The 16,983-nt window shown below is 71.8% G+C and carries 18 protein-coding genes; 7 read left to right on the forward strand and 11 right to left on the reverse strand.

Annotation, left to right across the window (positions count from 1 at the left end; genetic code table 11):
* On the forward strand, positions 1–599 hold a 599-nt coding region (locus tag KBI5_RS20070), incomplete at its 5' end, for a hypothetical protein (RefSeq protein ID WP_116289971.1).
* Here KBI5_RS20070 and KBI5_RS28085 read toward each other — a convergent pair.
* From KBI5_RS28085 to KBI5_RS20095, 5 genes are all read right to left on the reverse strand, one after another.
* Complete coding sequence (locus KBI5_RS28085; protein WP_241883038.1) at positions 600–1,130, reverse strand: hypothetical protein; 531 nt, start codon at positions 1,128–1,130, stop codon at positions 600–602.
* Between the two features lie 494 nt (positions 1,131–1,624).
* Positions 1,625–1,837: a (2Fe-2S)-binding protein gene (locus tag KBI5_RS20080; protein ID WP_011436350.1), complete on the reverse strand. Its 213-nt coding sequence runs from the start codon at positions 1,835–1,837 to the stop codon at positions 1,625–1,627.
* A 308-nt stretch (positions 1,838–2,145) separates the two neighbouring features.
* A complete protein-coding gene (locus tag KBI5_RS20085; RefSeq protein WP_011436349.1) occupies positions 2,146–3,237 on the reverse strand; it encodes an OmpA family protein in 1,092 nt (363 codons plus the stop codon).
* A gap of 265 nt (positions 3,238–3,502) precedes the next feature.
* Entirely contained in the window at positions 3,503–4,528 is a 1,026-nt protein-coding gene (locus tag KBI5_RS20090) for a phosphatase PAP2 family protein (protein ID WP_085016121.1), read from the reverse strand.
* 423 nt (positions 4,529–4,951) lie between these two features.
* Positions 4,952–6,094, reverse strand: coding sequence for an Ig-like domain-containing protein (locus KBI5_RS20095; protein ID WP_347272524.1), 1,143 nt, complete (start codon positions 6,092–6,094; stop codon positions 4,952–4,954).
* Between KBI5_RS20095 and KBI5_RS28845 the strand changes: the two genes are divergently transcribed.
* Together KBI5_RS28845 and pucL are read left to right on the forward strand one after the other, a co-directional pair.
* Complete coding sequence (locus tag KBI5_RS28845; protein WP_235463258.1) at positions 5,982–6,299, forward strand: hypothetical protein; 318 nt, start codon at positions 5,982–5,984, stop codon at positions 6,297–6,299. The two genes, KBI5_RS20095 and KBI5_RS28845, sit on opposite strands and share 113 nt — an antisense overlap.
* A gap of 805 nt (positions 6,300–7,104) precedes the next feature.
* Positions 7,105–7,998: a factor-independent urate hydroxylase gene (gene pucL / locus KBI5_RS20100; protein WP_011436346.1), complete on the forward strand. Its 894-nt coding sequence runs from the start codon at positions 7,105–7,107 to the stop codon at positions 7,996–7,998.
* A gap of 114 nt (positions 7,999–8,112) precedes the next feature.
* On the opposite strand, the gene KBI5_RS20105 is transcribed toward pucL, so the two are convergent.
* Both KBI5_RS20105 and KBI5_RS20110 read right to left on the reverse strand, forming a co-directional pair.
* Entirely contained in the window at positions 8,113–9,012 is a 900-nt protein-coding gene (locus tag KBI5_RS20105; protein ID WP_085016123.1) for an SAM-dependent chlorinase/fluorinase, read from the reverse strand.
* Between the two features lie 33 nt (positions 9,013–9,045).
* A complete protein-coding gene (locus tag KBI5_RS20110) occupies positions 9,046–9,468 on the reverse strand; it encodes a DUF3099 domain-containing protein (protein WP_085016124.1) in 423 nt (140 codons plus the stop codon).
* Between the two features lie 398 nt (positions 9,469–9,866).
* Here KBI5_RS20110 and KBI5_RS20115 point away from each other — a divergent pair, with 398 nt between their 5' ends.
* Genes KBI5_RS20115 through KBI5_RS20130 form a run of 4 tightly spaced genes read left to right on the forward strand, consistent with a single transcriptional unit; the run spans position 9,867 to position 13,971 of the window.
* Positions 9,867–11,126 (forward strand): glycosyltransferase family 1 protein, encoded by a 1,260-nt coding sequence (locus KBI5_RS20115; protein ID WP_198537839.1) that lies wholly within the window; start codon positions 9,867–9,869, stop codon positions 11,124–11,126.
* Positions 11,123–12,307, forward strand: a complete 1,185-nt coding sequence (locus tag KBI5_RS20120; protein ID WP_011436342.1) for a glycosyltransferase — start codon at positions 11,123–11,125, stop codon at positions 12,305–12,307. The genes KBI5_RS20115 and KBI5_RS20120 overlap by 4 nt, the downstream gene beginning before the upstream one ends.
* Before the next feature lie 27 nt (positions 12,308–12,334).
* Positions 12,335–13,147 carry an SGNH/GDSL hydrolase family protein gene (locus KBI5_RS20125; RefSeq protein ID WP_011436341.1) on the forward strand — a complete coding sequence of 271 codons (813 nt, stop codon included), beginning with the start codon at positions 12,335–12,337 and terminating at the stop codon, positions 13,145–13,147.
* A gap of 29 nt (positions 13,148–13,176) precedes the next feature.
* A complete protein-coding gene (locus tag KBI5_RS20130; RefSeq protein ID WP_198537841.1) occupies positions 13,177–13,971 on the forward strand; it encodes a hypothetical protein in 795 nt (264 codons plus the stop codon).
* 33 nt (positions 13,972–14,004) lie between these two features.
* Here the strand turns inward: KBI5_RS20130 and KBI5_RS20135 are convergent, their stop codons facing one another.
* The 4 genes from KBI5_RS20135 to KBI5_RS20150 all read right to left on the reverse strand — a co-directional run bounded on the left by KBI5_RS20135 (position 14,005) and on the right by KBI5_RS20150 (position 16,841).
* Positions 14,005–14,520, reverse strand: coding sequence for a DUF3090 domain-containing protein (locus tag KBI5_RS20135; RefSeq protein WP_011436339.1), 516 nt, complete (start codon positions 14,518–14,520; stop codon positions 14,005–14,007).
* Between the two features lie 212 nt (positions 14,521–14,732).
* Complete coding sequence (locus tag KBI5_RS20140; RefSeq protein ID WP_011436338.1) at positions 14,733–15,821, reverse strand: ferrochelatase; 1,089 nt, start codon at positions 15,819–15,821, stop codon at positions 14,733–14,735.
* Positions 15,818–16,123, reverse strand: coding sequence for a hypothetical protein (locus tag KBI5_RS20145; protein ID WP_023841911.1), 306 nt, complete (start codon positions 16,121–16,123; stop codon positions 15,818–15,820). The genes KBI5_RS20140 and KBI5_RS20145 overlap by 4 nt, the downstream gene beginning before the upstream one ends.
* Positions 16,124–16,388: 265 nt before the next feature.
* On the reverse strand, positions 16,389–16,841 hold the full coding sequence (locus tag KBI5_RS20150; RefSeq protein WP_085016125.1) for a deaminase: 453 nt from the start codon (positions 16,839–16,841) through the stop codon (positions 16,389–16,391).
* Between the last annotated feature and the right edge of the window lie 142 nt (positions 16,842–16,983).

A 16,983-nucleotide genomic window follows, 5' to 3' on the forward strand; every position in this document is an offset into this window, starting at 1 on the left:
CGGGCGCGCTCGCCCTGGTCGACCCCGAGTCCAACCGGGCCGCCGCGCTGGCCCGGCCGCACCCCGCGGACCTGCCCATGGTCCAGATCGTCGACCTCGAACGTCTCGTCTGCGGTTGGCTGGCTCCGGCCAGCCGCCCGCAGTCCGAGCGGCACCTCCGTGAGCAGATGATGGTCGATCCGCTGCACACCCTGCGCGGGATGTGCTGGCTCATGGCGATGTGGGTCGTCGCGATACATCTCCGGACGGGACGACAGCCGACCGCCGTCGTCGCCGACCTGGCGTTCCCGGGGATCTGGCGAGGACCGGAGGCCCCGAAAAACGCCCAGCTCTGGGAGAACCTCGCCGGGCGGATTCGGCTCGGCGTCCTCGCCGCTCTCACCAGCGACGCGGCGACCGACGAACAGTTTCGCGAGGCGCTGCGCCATCCCGCCGACATCACGTCGATTCTGGTGCATTACGCCCTGCCCATGATGGCGGGCCTGCACCGGCAAATGCTCGACAACGGCGTGGATCCGAAGGAGATGGCGGGCACGTTGGCGCTCTACACCGTAGACCCGCAGGAACGGACCACCGCCTGCTTCCGCCCGCTGACCTGATCAGCGGCCGTCACCCCCGGGCTGCGTCTTGCGGGTCGGCGAAGGACGCGGGCCACGAGCCGCGGCGGCCGAACGCGCCGCGGAACCGAGGCGTAGCGACGGTGCGGCACGCAGGGGCGCATTCGGCCGGGCCGACCGGGCCGGGGTGGCCAGCGACCCCGGGCTCGGCACGGGCGACGCCGGACCCGGGACGGGCGACGCCGGACCCGGGACGGGCGACGCCGGACCCGGGACGGGCGACGCCGCGGAGAGGACGGGAACGGCCGAAGCGGCGGGCCCCACCGCAACCGCGGGGACGGTCTGGTCGGCGGCGTCGATGTAGACGACGCGGGTACTACCGCCGTGTCCGTGGATGGCAAGCAGCGTCTCCATCGTCGGATAGATCCCGATGGAATCGTGTTCGGAGTCCCACCACAGCACGCAGGTGCCGTCGGGGGCCTGCGCCCCGAACGCGACCGCACCCGTCCCGGAGACGCCGGAGACGTCAACGTCACGCTCCAGCTGAAACCGCCGCACCTGGCGAGCGGACATCGCCACGACCTCCTCACGGGGCACCGTACCGTACCCGTAGGCATCGCCCGCGATCCGGCTGGCGCAGCCGACTCAGCGCCGTCGCCGACCTCGTGCCTCGCAACCAGCGGGGCGTCGCGGCTCGGCCGGATCGACCGGCCGATGCTACCTCTCAGGCGGACTTCGGCCGGTTGGCCCACGGTAGCCGGCAATGTCGGGGTGGGTCATCCGTATGCCGTCGTGGCAGCGCGAGGGTGATCCCAGCACGCGGTAGCTCCACGCGGTAGCTCGCGGGTGGACCGGATGTGTCCGGGCGCGGGGACACCGCCCGAGCATGACGGTCACCTGGCCCGATGCACGGTCACCGCGGAGGCGGGCCGGTCCGCCGGCGGTCCGAGATATCGGTCATAGCCGGTCTCATTCCGTAGCCGACGGGCCAGGAACGCGACCGTACTCAGAGCGTTGATGATGTTCCGTGACGACGGCAACGGCGGCACTTCGGCCGCCACGCGGCCCTAACCCGATCCGGAACCCTGCCCCGCTCTGGCAACCGGACTGCCGCGGCGCGCGGACGCCTCACCCAACAGCTCGGCAATCTCCTCCACACAGCCGCCACAGCCCGTCCCGGCATCACATCGCTCGCCGACGGCGTCAACGTCGCAGGCACCCGAGGCGATCACGTTGCGTAGCAACCGGTCGGACACCGCGAAGCACGAACAGACGAGCACCGCACCTCACCACGCCCGAGACAGCCAGCACGCGGACGGCCAAGCGGCAGTTCGCGACCCTGTCGATCCGTCGATCTGTCGATGATCCTTCGACCCCGTGGAGCGGTCGACCCCGTGGAGCGGCCTTAGCTAAGGCTTCCCTAAGCAGAGGATGCCATGGGCCACCCGCCGCAGGCAAGACAGTCGCGCATCCGCGACATCATCGTGGCACTGGGCCGGAAATCGGCCGGACCCGACAGTCCCGCCGGGCCCGAGATCCGGCCGGACTGCAGATCGGCCGGATCAGCCGAGATCCGGCTCGCCCAGAATCAGCTGTCGGGCCACGGAACGATCTCGACCCGACGGTTGGCCGCCCGTCCCCGAGGCGTGGCGTTGTCGGCCACCGGCCACCGGGAACCGAACCCGGCGACGCGTATGAGGTCGGGACGTACGCCCCGGTCCGTCAGGTAGTCGGCAATCACCTGGGCCCGGTCCAGAGACAACGCCTGATTGAGGGTCGCCGACCCGGAGGCGTCGGCGTGGCCGCCGACCAGGACCACGACCCGGCCGGCGCGCAGCGCCGCCGCCACCCGGTCAAGCCAAAGGCGGGCCGGGGGGCTCAGCGTTGCTGCGCCGACCGGGAACGTCACGTTCCGAGCGTCGAGGGCGGCGCGTAGGGCCGCGAGGGCCCCGGCATCGGAGGTGGACTTCGCCGCCGCGGCGGCAGGCTTCTCGCGCGGGACGACAAGCCGGTTGTCCAGGGTGGCATCGGGGACGGTGGTACCGGCCGCTGCCAGCACCTGGGCGCCGAGGCGCCGCCTCGTGGCCTCGTCGGGGGCACTGCCGGCCACCGCCACGGTCGTCCCGGAGACCGTGACCGAGTGGCTCCCGGGAAAACCGCGCAGCGCCGCCGCGACGGCGGCCACCACCTCCACCGGCGGCTCCGCCACGGCCGGGTCGACCCGGACCTCACCGGTCACCGAGCCGCCGCTCGCGTCCGCCACGGCAGCGAGCAACGCGGCACGGCTCGCCCGGTCGGGCACGGTCGCCGTGATCGACAGTCCTCGGCCGGCCACAGCGAGCACCAGGGGGCGCGCAGGTTCGGTCGCGATGACCACGTCGTCGCCGAGACGCGCGGAGGTCGTGCCGGCGACCGCGGCCGAGGCTCGCGCCTGTTCGGCGGCGGCGGCACTCGGGAAACGACCGGTGACAACCGCCTCACGCCCCTCGACGTGAACCTGGGCGTGCACGCCGCCGGTGGACCGGACCGCCGCGGTCGCCCGGGCTGCGAGATCATCCTCAATGGGACCGCGGCGCAGGGCGAACGCGACAAGGGCAAGCAGCAACCACGCCAGCACGAGTGCGATGGCGAAGGCGACCGGGCGCGGACGTTGCAGACGCACGGTCGTGGACAGGGACATCGATCGGACTCCGAGCGGGATCGGACCGGACGCGGGATCTTCGAGGTGGCGCTGATCGTCGGGACAGGGCCGATCTTCGAGGTGGTGTGGGGAGAGGGGTGCCGCAAGGTCGGACGCGGCCGGGAAAACCGCTGTCCCGCAACTTTCGCACATCGGTCCCAGAAGTAACGCATCGGGGCGAAAGATGCACCCACCTGGGGAGCCACACCAGGCCGACAGCGGTCGGATCGGCACCGGTCGGATCGGCACCGGCCACCCACCGCGATCAGTTCGCGTGCGCTCCATCGGCTCGCGCCACCGGTGTGACCCGCATCGCCATGCTGGAGGTGGCCGGCGGGGCGGGCGGAGGCACCGGTGACGGCGGCGGCGCCAGTGAAGACGGCGGCGGCGCCAGTGAAGACGGCGGCGGCGCCAGTGAAGACGGCGGCGGCGCCAGTGAAGACGGCGGCGGAGACGGCAGTGGCACGGACACCGGTGCCAGCGCGTTCGGCGCAAGCTGCGATCCGGCTCCCGGCACGGCCGGGAGCCCAGCGGCACTCCCCACGAAACCGACCCGGGACCGCCACCCGGCGACGAGCGCGACCGCACCGGCGGCGCCGCCCAGGACCGCCCATCCGGCGACCGCGTCCAGGAGATAGTGGTTCGACGTCGACATGACGACGAACAGGGTCGCCGCCGGATAAAGCGCGCCGAGTACCCGGACCAGCGGTCGGCGCCCGAAGCGCACCAGCAGGAAACCGCACCACAACGACCATGCGCAGTGCAGCGACGGGAGCGCGGCGTACTGGTTCGTCAGTCCCTCCAGCCCGTCCGGGGCGGCGCTCGCGCTACCGCTCCACCATCCCCAGCCCTCGAAGTGGGACATGGTGTCGACATAGGACGTGCCGGTGAGCAACCGGGGCGGGGCGGTCGGGAACAGGAAGAACCCGACCAGGCAGATCAGAGTGGTGATCACCAGCGTCCAGCGGGCCTGAGCGTACCGGGGGGGGTGCCGACGATRCATCCACACCAGCAGGGCCGGCGTCACGACGAAGTGCAGCGTCGCGTAGTAGTAACAACAGACGACCGCCAGCACCGGTACACTCTGCAACCAGCGGTTGAGCCCGAGCTCGGGATCGAGATGCAGGAAGGTCTCCAGGCGCAGGAGATCGTGGCCCATCCGCATCGCCTCGCCGGTGGAGGCGTCGGCCACGGCACGGGTGCCGGTGTAGGAGTAGTACAGGATCACCAGCATCAGCACCTCGACCCACCAGACCAGCAGGCCGGTGGTCTGGTTGCGCAAGCGCCTCACTATGCACCTCTCGAACGTCGCACCCGCACGAGACGCCGCGCCCGCGCGCCTCGACGCCCTCGGGCAGGACCGCACGCGCGAACGGACCGGCGCACCGACCGTCGCGACGGGCCGGAGCGTCTCGACAGCTCGCTCTCCATACCCTTACTCAACAGCATGAGCCGTTCGCGACCGTCACGGGCCGATCCGTCGTTTACGACACCTCCCCCGGACGGAAATTCACCGCCTGCTCGCCCGCCCGACTCCTCCCCCTGACCGGCTGTCCCCGTCCCGCCACCCCGCCACCGCGCGCCATCCCGCGCCATCCCGCCCCCGCCATAGCGGTGGGAGCGGCCGAGGGCGCACATTGGCGACGCCCGGCACCGAACCGGTCGGGCCGGGCGTCGTCCACGCTGCCGCGGGTGCGAGGCCGCGATCGCCCGGTCAGGCGCCGGCGCCCGCCGCGCCGGTCCTGGGGGTGGCGGTCACGGGCCCGGGCGTGACTGTGCTCACCGCGGAGTCGAGGCTCACCACGGGGGCGAGCTGGTCGGACACCGGCAGCGCGCTGCCCGCCTTCCACGTGGCCCAGGGGACCGACCACGCGTTGCCGAGCTGTGAGGTGTCCGGCGGCCGACCGGTGTTGACGATGTCGATGATGTCACCGAGCCGGGTGAAGTTGTAGAACCACTGGGCGTCGGCGGGTGAGGCGTTCACGCACCCGTGGGAGACGTTGGCTCGCCCCTGGGAGGGCACCGACCAGGGGGCGGAATGCACGTACTGCCCGCCACTGGTGTAGTTGACCGCCCACTGGACCTTCTCGTAGTAGTAGTCCGGATTGCCCTGGGGGATGCCCACGGTGGCCGAGTCCATGATCACTTCGGGTGACTTGCCCAGCACGTTGTGCGGGCCGTCCATGCTCGGCAGACTGGGTCTGCCGAGACTGACCGGCATCGTGCGCAGCAGTTGCCCGTCCCGGAAGACCTTCATCGTGTGGGTGGCCGAGTCGACCTTGGAGACCTGGGCGGAGCCGATGACGAAGTCCATCGCCCGGTCCTTGACCCCGAGCCGGCCCCCGCCCGCGTCGTAGCCGGCGAAGTTAKCCTCGACGTGCACCTTCGTCCCGGGCTTCCAGTACCCCTCCGGTCGCCACATGACGACCCGGTTCGACAGCCAGTTCCACGCGCCGAGGACCGGCGGATCGGTCCGTACGACCAGCCGGCTCTGGACGGCGGCCCGACTGGACGCGGGGGCGCTGAACGTCAGGCTGATCGGCGCGCCGATCCCGACGGTCTGGCCCGCGACCGGCTCCCAGGAGACCTTGAACGACTTCGCCGGGACGCCGGTCACGAAGCTGGTCCGCACCGACGTCGTCCCGGCGATGCCCGTCGCCGGGGACGTTGACGCCTCGACGTCGTACCGCGAGTCGGCGAACAGCCCGCCGGAGGATGTCCAGGTCCGATGATCGGCCGAGAAGGTGCCGGGCATTGTCCCCGGCTCCGTCTTCTCCGACGCGCTCGCCCCCCGGTTGACGGAGACCGCGGCCAGCGGGGCGTTGCCGCGCACGACGATCGGGCTGGTCAGCGCCACCCCGGTAGCGCCGTCCCTCGGCGTGACCGTCACGCTCGCCGCCGGATCCGGGGCGGGGGTGGCCCCGGCCGGCGCCGGTGACGCCCCCCCGCCGGAACAGGCCGCCGCGGACAGCACCGCGGCGAGCAGAAGCGTCCCCCCCGGCCACCGCCGGGGCCGGCGACCAGGCGATTCCGCCGGCCGGGATTCCGGCCTGGCCGAGTGACCCCACCCACGGGAAATACGCGGGGGAATCATTACCGAGCGAGACATGTAATGCCCCCTCCCGAAGACCGCGCCGGCAGCATCGCCGGACGGGAAGCTACGTCCGAACGGTACCCAGAGATCAACCCCACGTACCCTCGATCAGCGTAATCTACGGCGCCAACCGGCAGATCATCACCCGGTGTCGAGCATCTTAATACGGAGAGTAGCACTCTCCAGGCGTCCCACATACACCCCTCCCCTTCTCCCCTTCTGACGCACGAACGCCTTCCCAGGTTGCCCGCCCCGGAGGACATTTCACCGACCACCCGAAACGACGGCCAGAACCCACGGCGATATCAAAGAAGACGCAACCCGTCACCCGCGCAGATGAGTTTCCGCAACCAGAGACGACTGGGCGGTACACGGCACCGCCGGCATGCGGGACCATTGACGTCTCACTGGCTTTCCATTGCCGGAAGCCGCCCGGACGGGCCACCACCGCGTGATCCCACCCCCGCGGTCCACACGGCTCGGAGGGGCACCCAGGCGACAGACCGGGGCGACAGGCCGGGGCGACAGGCCGGGGCGCCGGGCGGCACGACGAACGGCACGAGTCGGGCGCGCGAAACTCACCGTCGGTCCGGGATGTCACCCGGTCCAGCAGAATGGTCGGGCCACGTTCGGCGGTCTCCGGACCGCACCGGTGCCGGCACGACACCGGTGCGGCGCCGGGACGGTCGGACCCACGGCAGGCCGATCGACCCGGTCGGGCGAAAGGCGCACTCCGGACAAGGGAAATGACCGTCCCACGACAGGGAGGCCACATGGCGATCGTTCTCGGGCCCAATCAGTATGGAAAGGCGGAGGTCCGTCTCGTCCACGTGGCGCGGAACGGACCGGTGCACCAGATCACCGATCTGAACGTCTCCACCGCGCTTCGTGGTGACTTCGCCGCCGCGCACCTGTCCGGCGACAATGCGCACGTGCTCACCACGGACGCGCAGAAAAACACCGTCTACGCCTTCGCCCGCGAGCACGGAATCGGCCAGATCGAGGATTTCGCGATCCGGCTGGGTCACCATTTCGCCGGATCCCTCCCGGGGATCGACGGCGCCCGGATAGAAATCGAGCAGTACCGGTGGGACCGCATCCAGGTGGATGGGGTGCCGCACGACCATGCCTTCAGCAGGTCGGCTGGGGAGAAAAGGACGACGGTCGTCACCCTCGACCGTGGCACGGCCTTCGTCGTGTCCGGACTCGCCGGGCTGGTCCTGCTGAAGTCGACCGGCTCGGAATTCTCGGGGTTTCTCCGCGACCGGTACACCACACTGCCCGAGACGACAGACCGCATCCTGGCGACAGAGGTCACCGCCCGCTGGCGCTACGCCCAGTCAGACCTCGACTTCGGGCGGCTGTTCGACGGGGTACGGACGGCTCTGGTCAGCACCTTCGCGAGCCTCCACAGCCTGGCTCTGCAACAGACCCTGTACCGGATGGGCGAGGCGGCGCTGACCGCGCACGCCGACGTCGCCGAAATCCGCCTGTCAATGCCGAACAAACACCACTTTCTGGTTGATCTAGAACCGTTCGGGCTCGATAATCCCAACACGGTCTACTACGCTGCGGACCGGCCGTACGGCAAGATCGAGGGAACGGTCCTGCGCGATGACGCTCCCGACCCGGGGCCGAGCTGGCTGACCCTCCCGGGATTCTGCTGACCGGTGCGGACCCCCGACAGGCGGTGCGGCGTCCCGGACGCCTGTTCACGGGACGCCTGTCCCGGACGCCTGTTCACGGGACGCCTGTCCCGGACGCCTGTCCCGGACGCCTGTTCACGGGACGCCTGTCCCGGACGCCTGTTCACGGGACGCCTGTCCCGGACGCCCGTCCCAGCGGCGCAGCGTAAGGCGGTCGCCGGGCATAAGTGTGAGGGCATGCGCGGCGTCACCGTCGCGCACGGCGAGGGCCGCCATCCCCGCCGAGTCGACGTAGAGCACCGCCTCCCCYGGGCCGACGGAGCCGAAGGTGACCCCCACGGCCAGTTCAGTCATCGGGCCCGCGGCCGCGAGCGGGCCGGCCGCCTGCTCGGCCCCGGTCAGGCGGTCCCGCCGGAGCGGTCGCAGCACCGCCCGACCCGGCGGGCGCAGCCCGGCCGCGCCGAGCAGCGCGCCGGAGGCCGCGAGCTGGACGTTGCCGAACGTGTCGACGAGGACCACCTCGGTCTCCACGGTCCCATCCGGGCGTAGCCGGGCCAGGGCCGCCAGGGGACGGACCAGGGTCGCCGGCTCCACCGGCTCACCGACCTCCTGGAGCGGTGTCCCGCGCGCCAGGGCGGCAGCCACCGGGGCGAAGACGTCCCGGCCGTGGAACGTCGCGGGGGTTGCGGGCCGCACCTCCAGCGTGACCGCGGCCTCGATCCCCCCCAGCCGCTCGGCCGCGGAGATCAGCAGGCCGTTGTCCGGCCCGACCAGGTGACCGCCGACCGCGCGCAGTGCCAGGRCCCGGCGCGACGTGCCCACCCCGGGATCCACCACGGCGAGGTGCACCCCCCGAGGCAGGGAACCCACCGTCTGGGCGAGCACGGCCGCCCCCCGCCGCACGTCCCCCGGCGGCACCAGGTGGGTCACGTCGATGATCCGGGCATCCGGCACCGTCTGCAGGATCACCCCGTGGCAGGCTGCGACGAAGCCGTCGGCGAGTCCGTAGTCAGTGGTGAAGCTGATGCACCTCACCGGCTCAACCTGACGTCAACCCGATGGCTGACGTCAACCCGATGGCCCGGAGACGGACGCCTCGCCGAGCCCGGTGYCGTCCCGGCCCGGTGGGTCCGGATGGCCGTGCACCCAGCCCTCGTCATCCACCCAGCCCTCACTGTCGACCACCCGGTGGGGATCGGCCTCCAGGGCCGGCAGTTCGCCCGCCGCCGGCTGGCCCGGATCGTAGCTGACGGGCCGGTCGCGTTCGGGCGTCGGACCACCGTTGGCGATGACCACCGCGACCCACGGAATGATCACGGCCATCGCGACGGCGACGAACCGTAGCCAGCCGTGGAAGGCGACCACGGCGAGCACGAAGCAGAGCATCCGGAACATCATCGAGAGGAGGTAACGCACCTCCCGCCGATGGATGTCCCACTGCCGCGACCGGGCCGCGGACGTGATCAGGACCGTGTCCTGCCGCCTGAACATCACGCGTACACCTCGATGGCTCTCACTCCCCGACCGGTGCGCCGCCCCGTGCCTCCAAATATCCTCCTCACCGGCGCCCGGGGAAAATGCCGGCGGCCGGCGTGCGACGGTGCGGACCAGGAACCACGGCGTCCGCCGGGCGCCGTGTCGGACGACACCGTGTCAGCTAGCACCATGTCAGCTAGCACCATGTCAGGTGACACCACCTCAAGTGACAACATGTCAAGCAGTATCATGTCAAGTGGCACCATGTCGGACGGGAATCCGGCCCGGATCCGCCGACCGGATGAACAGCCGGTCGTGTGCACCCGTACGGTGCACCAAGCTGTGCCAGAACGTTCATGTAACGGTCGGCTGGCCGTCTGCGGCACGGCTCCATGCCCTGCCACCGTGCTCGTGTGCGCATAGCGGTGATCACCGAGTCGTTCCTCCCCCATGTTGACGGGGTGACGAACACGGTCTGTCGAGTGCTGGAACATCTGCGGGACCGGCAGCACGAGGCGATGGTCATCGCGCCGGCTCCGGCGCCCGCCGCCCGACGCGCGGCGGCGCGCAGCCACGCCGGCGCACCGGTGCTGTGGGCACCGTCGGCTCCCCTACCGGGTTACCCGGCGTTTCGCTTCGCAGTCCCGTGGCCCGGGCTTCCCGCCGCCTTACGGGAGTTCAACCCGGACATCGTCCATCTGGCGGCGCCCGCCGGCCTCGGGGCGCAGGCGGTGTTCGCGGCGCGGCGCCTCGGCATACCGAGCATCGCCGTCTACCAGACGGACATCGCCGCGTTCGCAGCCCGMTACGGGCTGGCCACCGCGGAACGCACGATCTGGCACTGGCTCGCCATCGTACATCGGCTCGCGGCCCGGACCCTCGCGCCGTCCTGGGATGCCGTCGACACCCTCCTGAGCCAGGGCGTGCAACGGGTCGCCCGCTGGAGTCGGGGGGTGGACCTCGAACGTTTCCACCCGGCGCACCGGGACGACGAGCTGCGCCGCCGCCTCGCTCCGAACGGCGAGGTCCTGGTCGGCTACGTCGGCCGGCTGGCCCGGGAGAAGCGGGTGGAGCTGCTCGGAGCGGTGTCCGACATCCCGAACACCCGGCTCGTCGTCGTCGGTGACGGCCCCTCCCGTCCCACCCTGGCCCGGTCGATGCCGAACGCGGCGTTCCTCGGATTCCGCGCCGGGCAGGAGCTCTCGGCCGCGGTCGCGAGCCTCGACGTCTTCGTCCACACCGGCATCCACGAGACATTCTGCCAGGCGGCGCAGGAGGCCAAGGCGAGCGGGGTACCGGTGGTCGCCCCTGCGGCGGGCGGGCTGCTTGACGTTGTCGAGCACGGCCGCACCGGGCTGCACTACACTCCCGGCGACCCCGCGGCCCTGCGGGCGCAGGTCGCGGCCCTGACCGACGACCTCCCTCGTCGGGTGGCGATGGGTGCGGCGGCCCGGGAGTCGGTCGCGGGATGCGGGTGGAGCGCGATCGGCGACGAGCTGCTCGGCCACTACCGTGACGTGCTCGGCACCGGCGGCGGGGCCGGTCGCTTCGGCCGCCTCAGGCACCCCGGCCCGGTCATCGAGGGACGGAGCGGACGGCGGGGCGGACGACGGGACGGATGGGACGCACGCAAGCGGCCCGGGACGGGAAACGACGACGGGTGGTCAGCATGAAGATCGTGCAGGCGGCAAACTTCGTCGCGCCGGCCTCCGGCGGCATCCGGACGACACTGCGCCACCTCGCCGCCGGCTACACCGCGGCGGGCCACGAGGTCGTCCAGATCATTCCGGGCGAGCAGGACGCCGAACTGGTCCGGCCGGATGCCCGCGTGCTCCAACTGCGCGCCCCCCGGCTACCCGGAACCGGTTACCGGATCATCACCGAGCCGTGGCGCGTCGCCGACCTGCTCGACCGGGAACGGCCCGACCGACTCGAGGTCCACGACCGGGCGACCCTGCGTCCACTGGCCCGATGGGCCCGCCGTCGCGGGGTGCCGTCGCTGGTCGTCAGCCACGAGCGGCTCGACCGCCTGCTCGGCACCTGGACACCCGCACCGTTGCGGGGAGTCCTGCCGGTCTCGACAGCCGCGGACCGGGCGAACGCCTCGCTCGCGGCCGCCTTCGACTCCGTCGTGGCGACGACGGCCTGGGCGGCGGCGGAGTTCGTCCGCATCGGCGCCGGCAACCTGCGCCACGTTCCGCTCGGCGTCGAGCTCGACCGTTTCTCCTCCGCCCACCACGACCTGACCCTGCGACGCGCCTTCGCCCGTGACCAGGAGGCGCTGCTGGTGGTGGCCAGCCGGCTGGCACCGGAGAAGCGGGTCGACCTCGCCGTGGACGCGGCAGCTGAACTCGTCCGCCGCCGGGTGCCGGCGCGCCTGGTGATCGCCGGTGACGGGGCCCATCGGGGCCGGCTGGAACGGCATGCGGCCGGGCTGCCGGTGACCTTCCTCGGGTTCGTGGCCGACCGGGAACGGCTCGCCGGCCTGCTGGCGACCGCCGACCTCGCGCTCGCCCCCGGCCCGGTGGAGACCTTCGGGCTGGCCGCTCTGGAGGCGCTCGCCAGCGGCACCCCGGCAGTGGTGCACCACGCCAGCGCGCTCGCCGAACTGATCGTCCCGGGAGTGGGCACGATCGCCGCGGGCAGCGGATTCACGTTCGCCGACGCCGTCGTGGACCTGCTGTCCGCCTCGCCTGCGCAGATCCACGCGCGCCGGATCGCGGCCCGGGCCCGCGCGGAGCAGTTCCCCTGGTCGGCCACGGTCGCGGGCTTCCTTGCCTGCCACGACTCGCCCGGTCCGGCCGCCCCGGGCACGGCCTTCCCGCAGCCACCGGCGCCGCCGCTCGCGGCCTGACTCGCGGCCTGAAAGGCGGGCAGAGCCATGGACTCCGGCACCGGATCCCGGCGGTTCGTCGCGCTGGGCGACAGCATCACGGTCGGCCTCGGCGACGGCGTGACGATGGGACGCGAACACCGCCGCCCCGCGACGGGAGGACGGGGCTTCGCCGCCCGGCTCGCCGCGTGCCTGGGCCCGGCCGGCGCCATGGAATTCACCAATCTGGCCACCACGGGAGCGACCACGCACGACGTGCGTACCCGTCAGCTCCCCGTCGCCCTGTCGCTGGGCCCCCAGATCGCCAGCGTGATCGCCGGCATGAACGACGTGCTGAAACCGACGTTCGATCCGCTGCGGTTACGCCAGGACCTGGTCTGGACGGTGGGCCGACTGCGGGCCGACGGAGTCGTCGTCCTCACCGCTACCATGCCCGATCCCAGCCGGCTGCTCCCGGTGCCGGCGCCGTTCGGCCGGATCCTGAGCGAACGGGTCGAACGGCTCAACGCGGCGGTCCAGGCCGCGGCCCGGACGGACCCCGGAGTGTTGATGGTCGACCTCGGCGGGCACCCTGCGGTGCGCAGCCGGTCCAGCTTCGACGTGGACCGGATCCACCCGGGGCCACGCGGCCACCGCCTGATCGCGCAGGCGTTCGCCCACCGTCTGTCGCACGCCGGGGTACCACTCGTGGGTCTGCCGGACGGACCCGATCATGAGGAACCGGCTCCGGGAATCATCGAGCACTCCTACTGGCTGCTGAGCGTGGGCCTGCCCTGGCTGGCCGGGCGGTGCCTGCCCAGAGGCGACAAATGGCGCTATCACCCGGAAAAAGGTCTGGTACGGCCCCCTCGGCGAGCCTGAAGGCTCCTCGATTGCCTACGGTAGGCAATGTGCTTCCCGCCCTGTCAGCGTCGCCCCGGTCCGGAGTCCTCACCGGATGGGGCAATGCGTGGCTTGCCGGGCTCGTCGGGCTCGACGACGTCATCACCCAGATGCACCGCGCGCTCGGTGGCGAGGCGGCGCCGCACACCCTCGGCGACGAGCCGCTCGTGCTGGGCCTGGGAGCCCTGCGTTCGGCCGGAGCGCAACGGCTCCGGCTGGTCCTGCCCGCCCCCGGGGACGCCACCGGCCTCCCCGGCCCGGCGGAGGTGAACAGGGACGCGATCACCGCCGGAGAGGCGATCATCGTGATCGGCCCGAACCCGCCGCTGGTGCTCGTCCCCGGGGTCGTCGTGCACGGGCCGGCCCTGGAGGGGCGGCYGGAGTCGGTGCACTGGCGGGTGCTCGTCGCGTCCCGCGTGCCACCGCCCGGAGCCGGCCTGCGCGCCGCGGAACACGACCTCAGCAACGCGATCCGCACCACGACGGCCGCGCTCATCGACCTCGACATCGCAAGCGCCCGCCCCGAGGTGCTCGCCCTGCTGCGCGACCGCGGGGTGGATGACCCGGGCCCGGGGCTGGGCCCGGGCCATCCACCGGGGGCGCACGCCCTGCTGGCCCGGGCGGAGCGGTTGTCGACCCTGCTCGACCTCGCCGCCCGGGACGACGGTGCCGCGGTGACCGCGAGCGAGATCGCCCGCAGGTCCGCGGCGCTGCGCAACCTTTCCGCGGCGGTGCGTCGCGCCTATGCGGCGGCCTACGACGCCTTCGACCCGACGTATGCCCCCGTGCCGCCCTCGAACTGACGATCGCCGGCTGTCCGCCCCGGCCGGCTCCGGTCAGTTCAGCCGAGGGCAGAAGTGCCCGGCCGGATCGTCCGGGCGACCGCACAGGACGCACGGTGGACGCCCGGCGGCGACGATCGTGCGGGCCCGTTCGATGAAGGCACGGGCCTGTTTGATCGACAGTCCCACCCGCAACGAGTCGAGCTCGTCCTCGCTCTCGGGGAGCCGGAACTCCCCGGGAGACAGCCCGGCCGCCTCGACGAAGACCCGATGGCCGTCCCAGGACACCGTGAGCTGGCCCAGATGGAAGTCCTCCTCGAACGGGGCATCCAGCGGGGCAAGATCGATCTCGACGTCCGAAGCGGTCGGAAGCACGATGCCCTGGGTCTGGCCCACCTGGCCGAGCAACGCGGTCAGCCCCTCCGCGAGGGCGGTGACCTCGGTTTTCTCCAGACCGACCGTCACGACCTGACCACGCCCGGCAGCCTGCAGGAAGAAGACCCGGTCACCCGGCTGGCCGACGGTTCCCACCACGAACCTTTCCGGGGATTCGAACACGTAGCGCCGCATATCTCCGATCGCTCCGTTACCTTGACTCGCTTCGTCGTTCGGTTCTGATCGCTTCGTTCCCCATCAGTATCGGTTCCCCATCAGCCTCGGTTCACCATCAGTATGGCCGCATCGCCATGCGGTCCGCCCTCGCCCACCCTCCCGGATTCAGGACCACCCCGGATTCGGGTCCGCGGGGATTCAGGTCCGCGGGGATTCAGGTCCGCGGGGGTTCAGGTCCGCGGCGGCCCGAGGGGCTCGCAGCAGTGCGCGGGGCAGTCCGCCGGCCATGGCCCGAGGCCGGTCAGCGACCGTCGGACACCGCCGGGACGACGCAGCTCCTCGATCAGTTCTCCCACCATCGAGACGAACCGCGGATCCACCCCGACGGTGCCCGCCCGCGTCGCCGGCAGGCCCAGCTCCCGCGCCCGTTCCAGGGCCCCCACGTCGAGGTCGTAGCGGACCTCCACGTGATCGCTGACGAACCCCAGCGGAATGATCACGGCACTGGCGGCCCCCGCCGCGGCCAGCTGCGCGAGCCGATCGCGCACGTCCGGCTCGAGCCACGGCACGCCCGGCGATCCACTGCGGCTGCAGAAGGCCAGGTCGAAGGGATGACGCACGCCGGTGATGCGTTCGATCCCCTCGATGATCACCGCCGCGGTGGCCCGCAGCTGGCGAGCGTAGGCGCCCTCGCCACGCCCGCTGGCGCGGGCCTGCGCGAGGGGGAGCGAATGGGCGGTGAAGATCAGATGGGCATCGGAACGCACCTTCGCCGGCAGGTCGGCCAGCGCCGCGACGCCGCGGTCCACCATCGGCTCCACGAACCCCGGATGGTCGAAGAACAGCCGCAGCTTCACCAGCTCGGGCGCACGGTCCCCCACCGCGGCGGCGGCTGCCGCGAGGTCCTCCCGGTACTGCCGGCATCCCGAGTAGGACGAGAAAGCCGAGGTGACGAAGCACGCGGCACGCCGGATGCCGTCGGCGGCCATCTGGGCGACCGTGTCGGTCAGATAGGGCGCCCAGTTCCGGTTCCCCCAGTAGACCGGCAGCCCGGGCAGCTCCGCACGCAACGCGGTGACCAGCGCCCGGTTCTGCTCGTTGAGGGGGCTACGCCCACCGAACAGGTGGTACTGCTCGGCGACGACCGCCAGCCGGGAGGCGGGGATGTCCCGGCCCCTGGTCACGTTGCGGAGGAACGGCAACACGTCGCCGGGCCCCTCGGGACCCCCGAACGAGACGAGCAGCAGGGCGTCCACGTCCCCCGATGCCCGGACGTCCCCCGATGCCCCGACGTCCCCCGATGCCCCGGCCCCGCTCATCTCGGCACGCTGCCGGCGATCTCCGCCGGATAGCTCGGGAAGTAGCGGGTGATCTCGGACAGCTCGAAGGTGGGCAGGATGGACCCGGCCGGTTCCCGCGCGAGCAGGAACGCGAACGACGCGCGGACCAACGCGATCAGGCCCGGCACATCGTCGGGCGAGAGCCCCACCGCCGTGAGCACCTTGTCATCGACCCGCACCCGGTAGTTGAAGGAGAGCCCGCGGACTCCCGGAGACGTCTCCTCCGCGACCTCGACGTCGAAGTCGCGGCCGCCGTACGGTTCCACCCGGATCACGCCCACCGACCCACCCCCTCGCGGTTGCGCCGACCGCACCGCCGCAGCCACCTCAACTGCTGAGCCACCTCAACTGAGAGGGAAGGCGCGCCCCTGGTTTCGATCAGCCAGCGGCGTGGCGGCACGGCGACGCCGCGCCATCTACGATATCCGTCGGCGCGCCCCACATGCGTCGCCGCCGGGCAAGAAGATCGCCTGCCCCGGCTCCCGCGCGGCAGCCGGGGCGGGCACCGGCCCACCCGGACGCCATCGCGGGTGATCCAGCCGATGATCAGACGGCCAGGTGAGCCTTCATGGCGCGGGCCCGCTCGCCGAGCTCGGGCATTCCCACGACCGTGACCCCGGCCGCGCCGAGCAGTTCGTAGCCCTGGCAGTCGGCGACGAACAGGCTGGGTTCCCGCCAGGCGATGACCACTCGGGGGATCTTCGCTTCCAGGATGAGCTGGGTGCAGGTGCGTGGCCACGACATGCGCTGGGAGCAGGGTTCGAGTGTGCTGTAGATCGTCGCGGTGGCGAGACGGGGGTCATCGGGAGCGACCTTCGCGAGCGCGGACTCCTCGGCATGCACCGTGTYGTCGACCTCGCGGGAAAACCCGAACGCGATCTCCTCGCCGTTCTMGCCGACGATGACGGCACCCACCGAGTAGGCACCGGTGGCGGGCGGGCAGCGGTGAGCGAGCTCGATGGCCCGCGTCATCCACCGGTGGTCATCGATCTGGGCCATGAGGGGCTCGTCCTTTCTCGGGCGGGTCCGGCAACCGTCGAAGAGCCCATCGCCTGCCGGAACTCGACCCCGTAGAGAACTTTGGCAACGATCTAGATGGTTGGGCCTGCTGGGAGCGCACGGCGCTCGGATGAGACCTGTT

The organism is Frankia sp. KB5 (genome assembly GCF_002099325.1).
GTDB classification, from domain to species: Bacteria; Actinomycetota; Actinomycetes; order Frankiales; family Frankiaceae; genus Frankia; species Frankia casuarinae.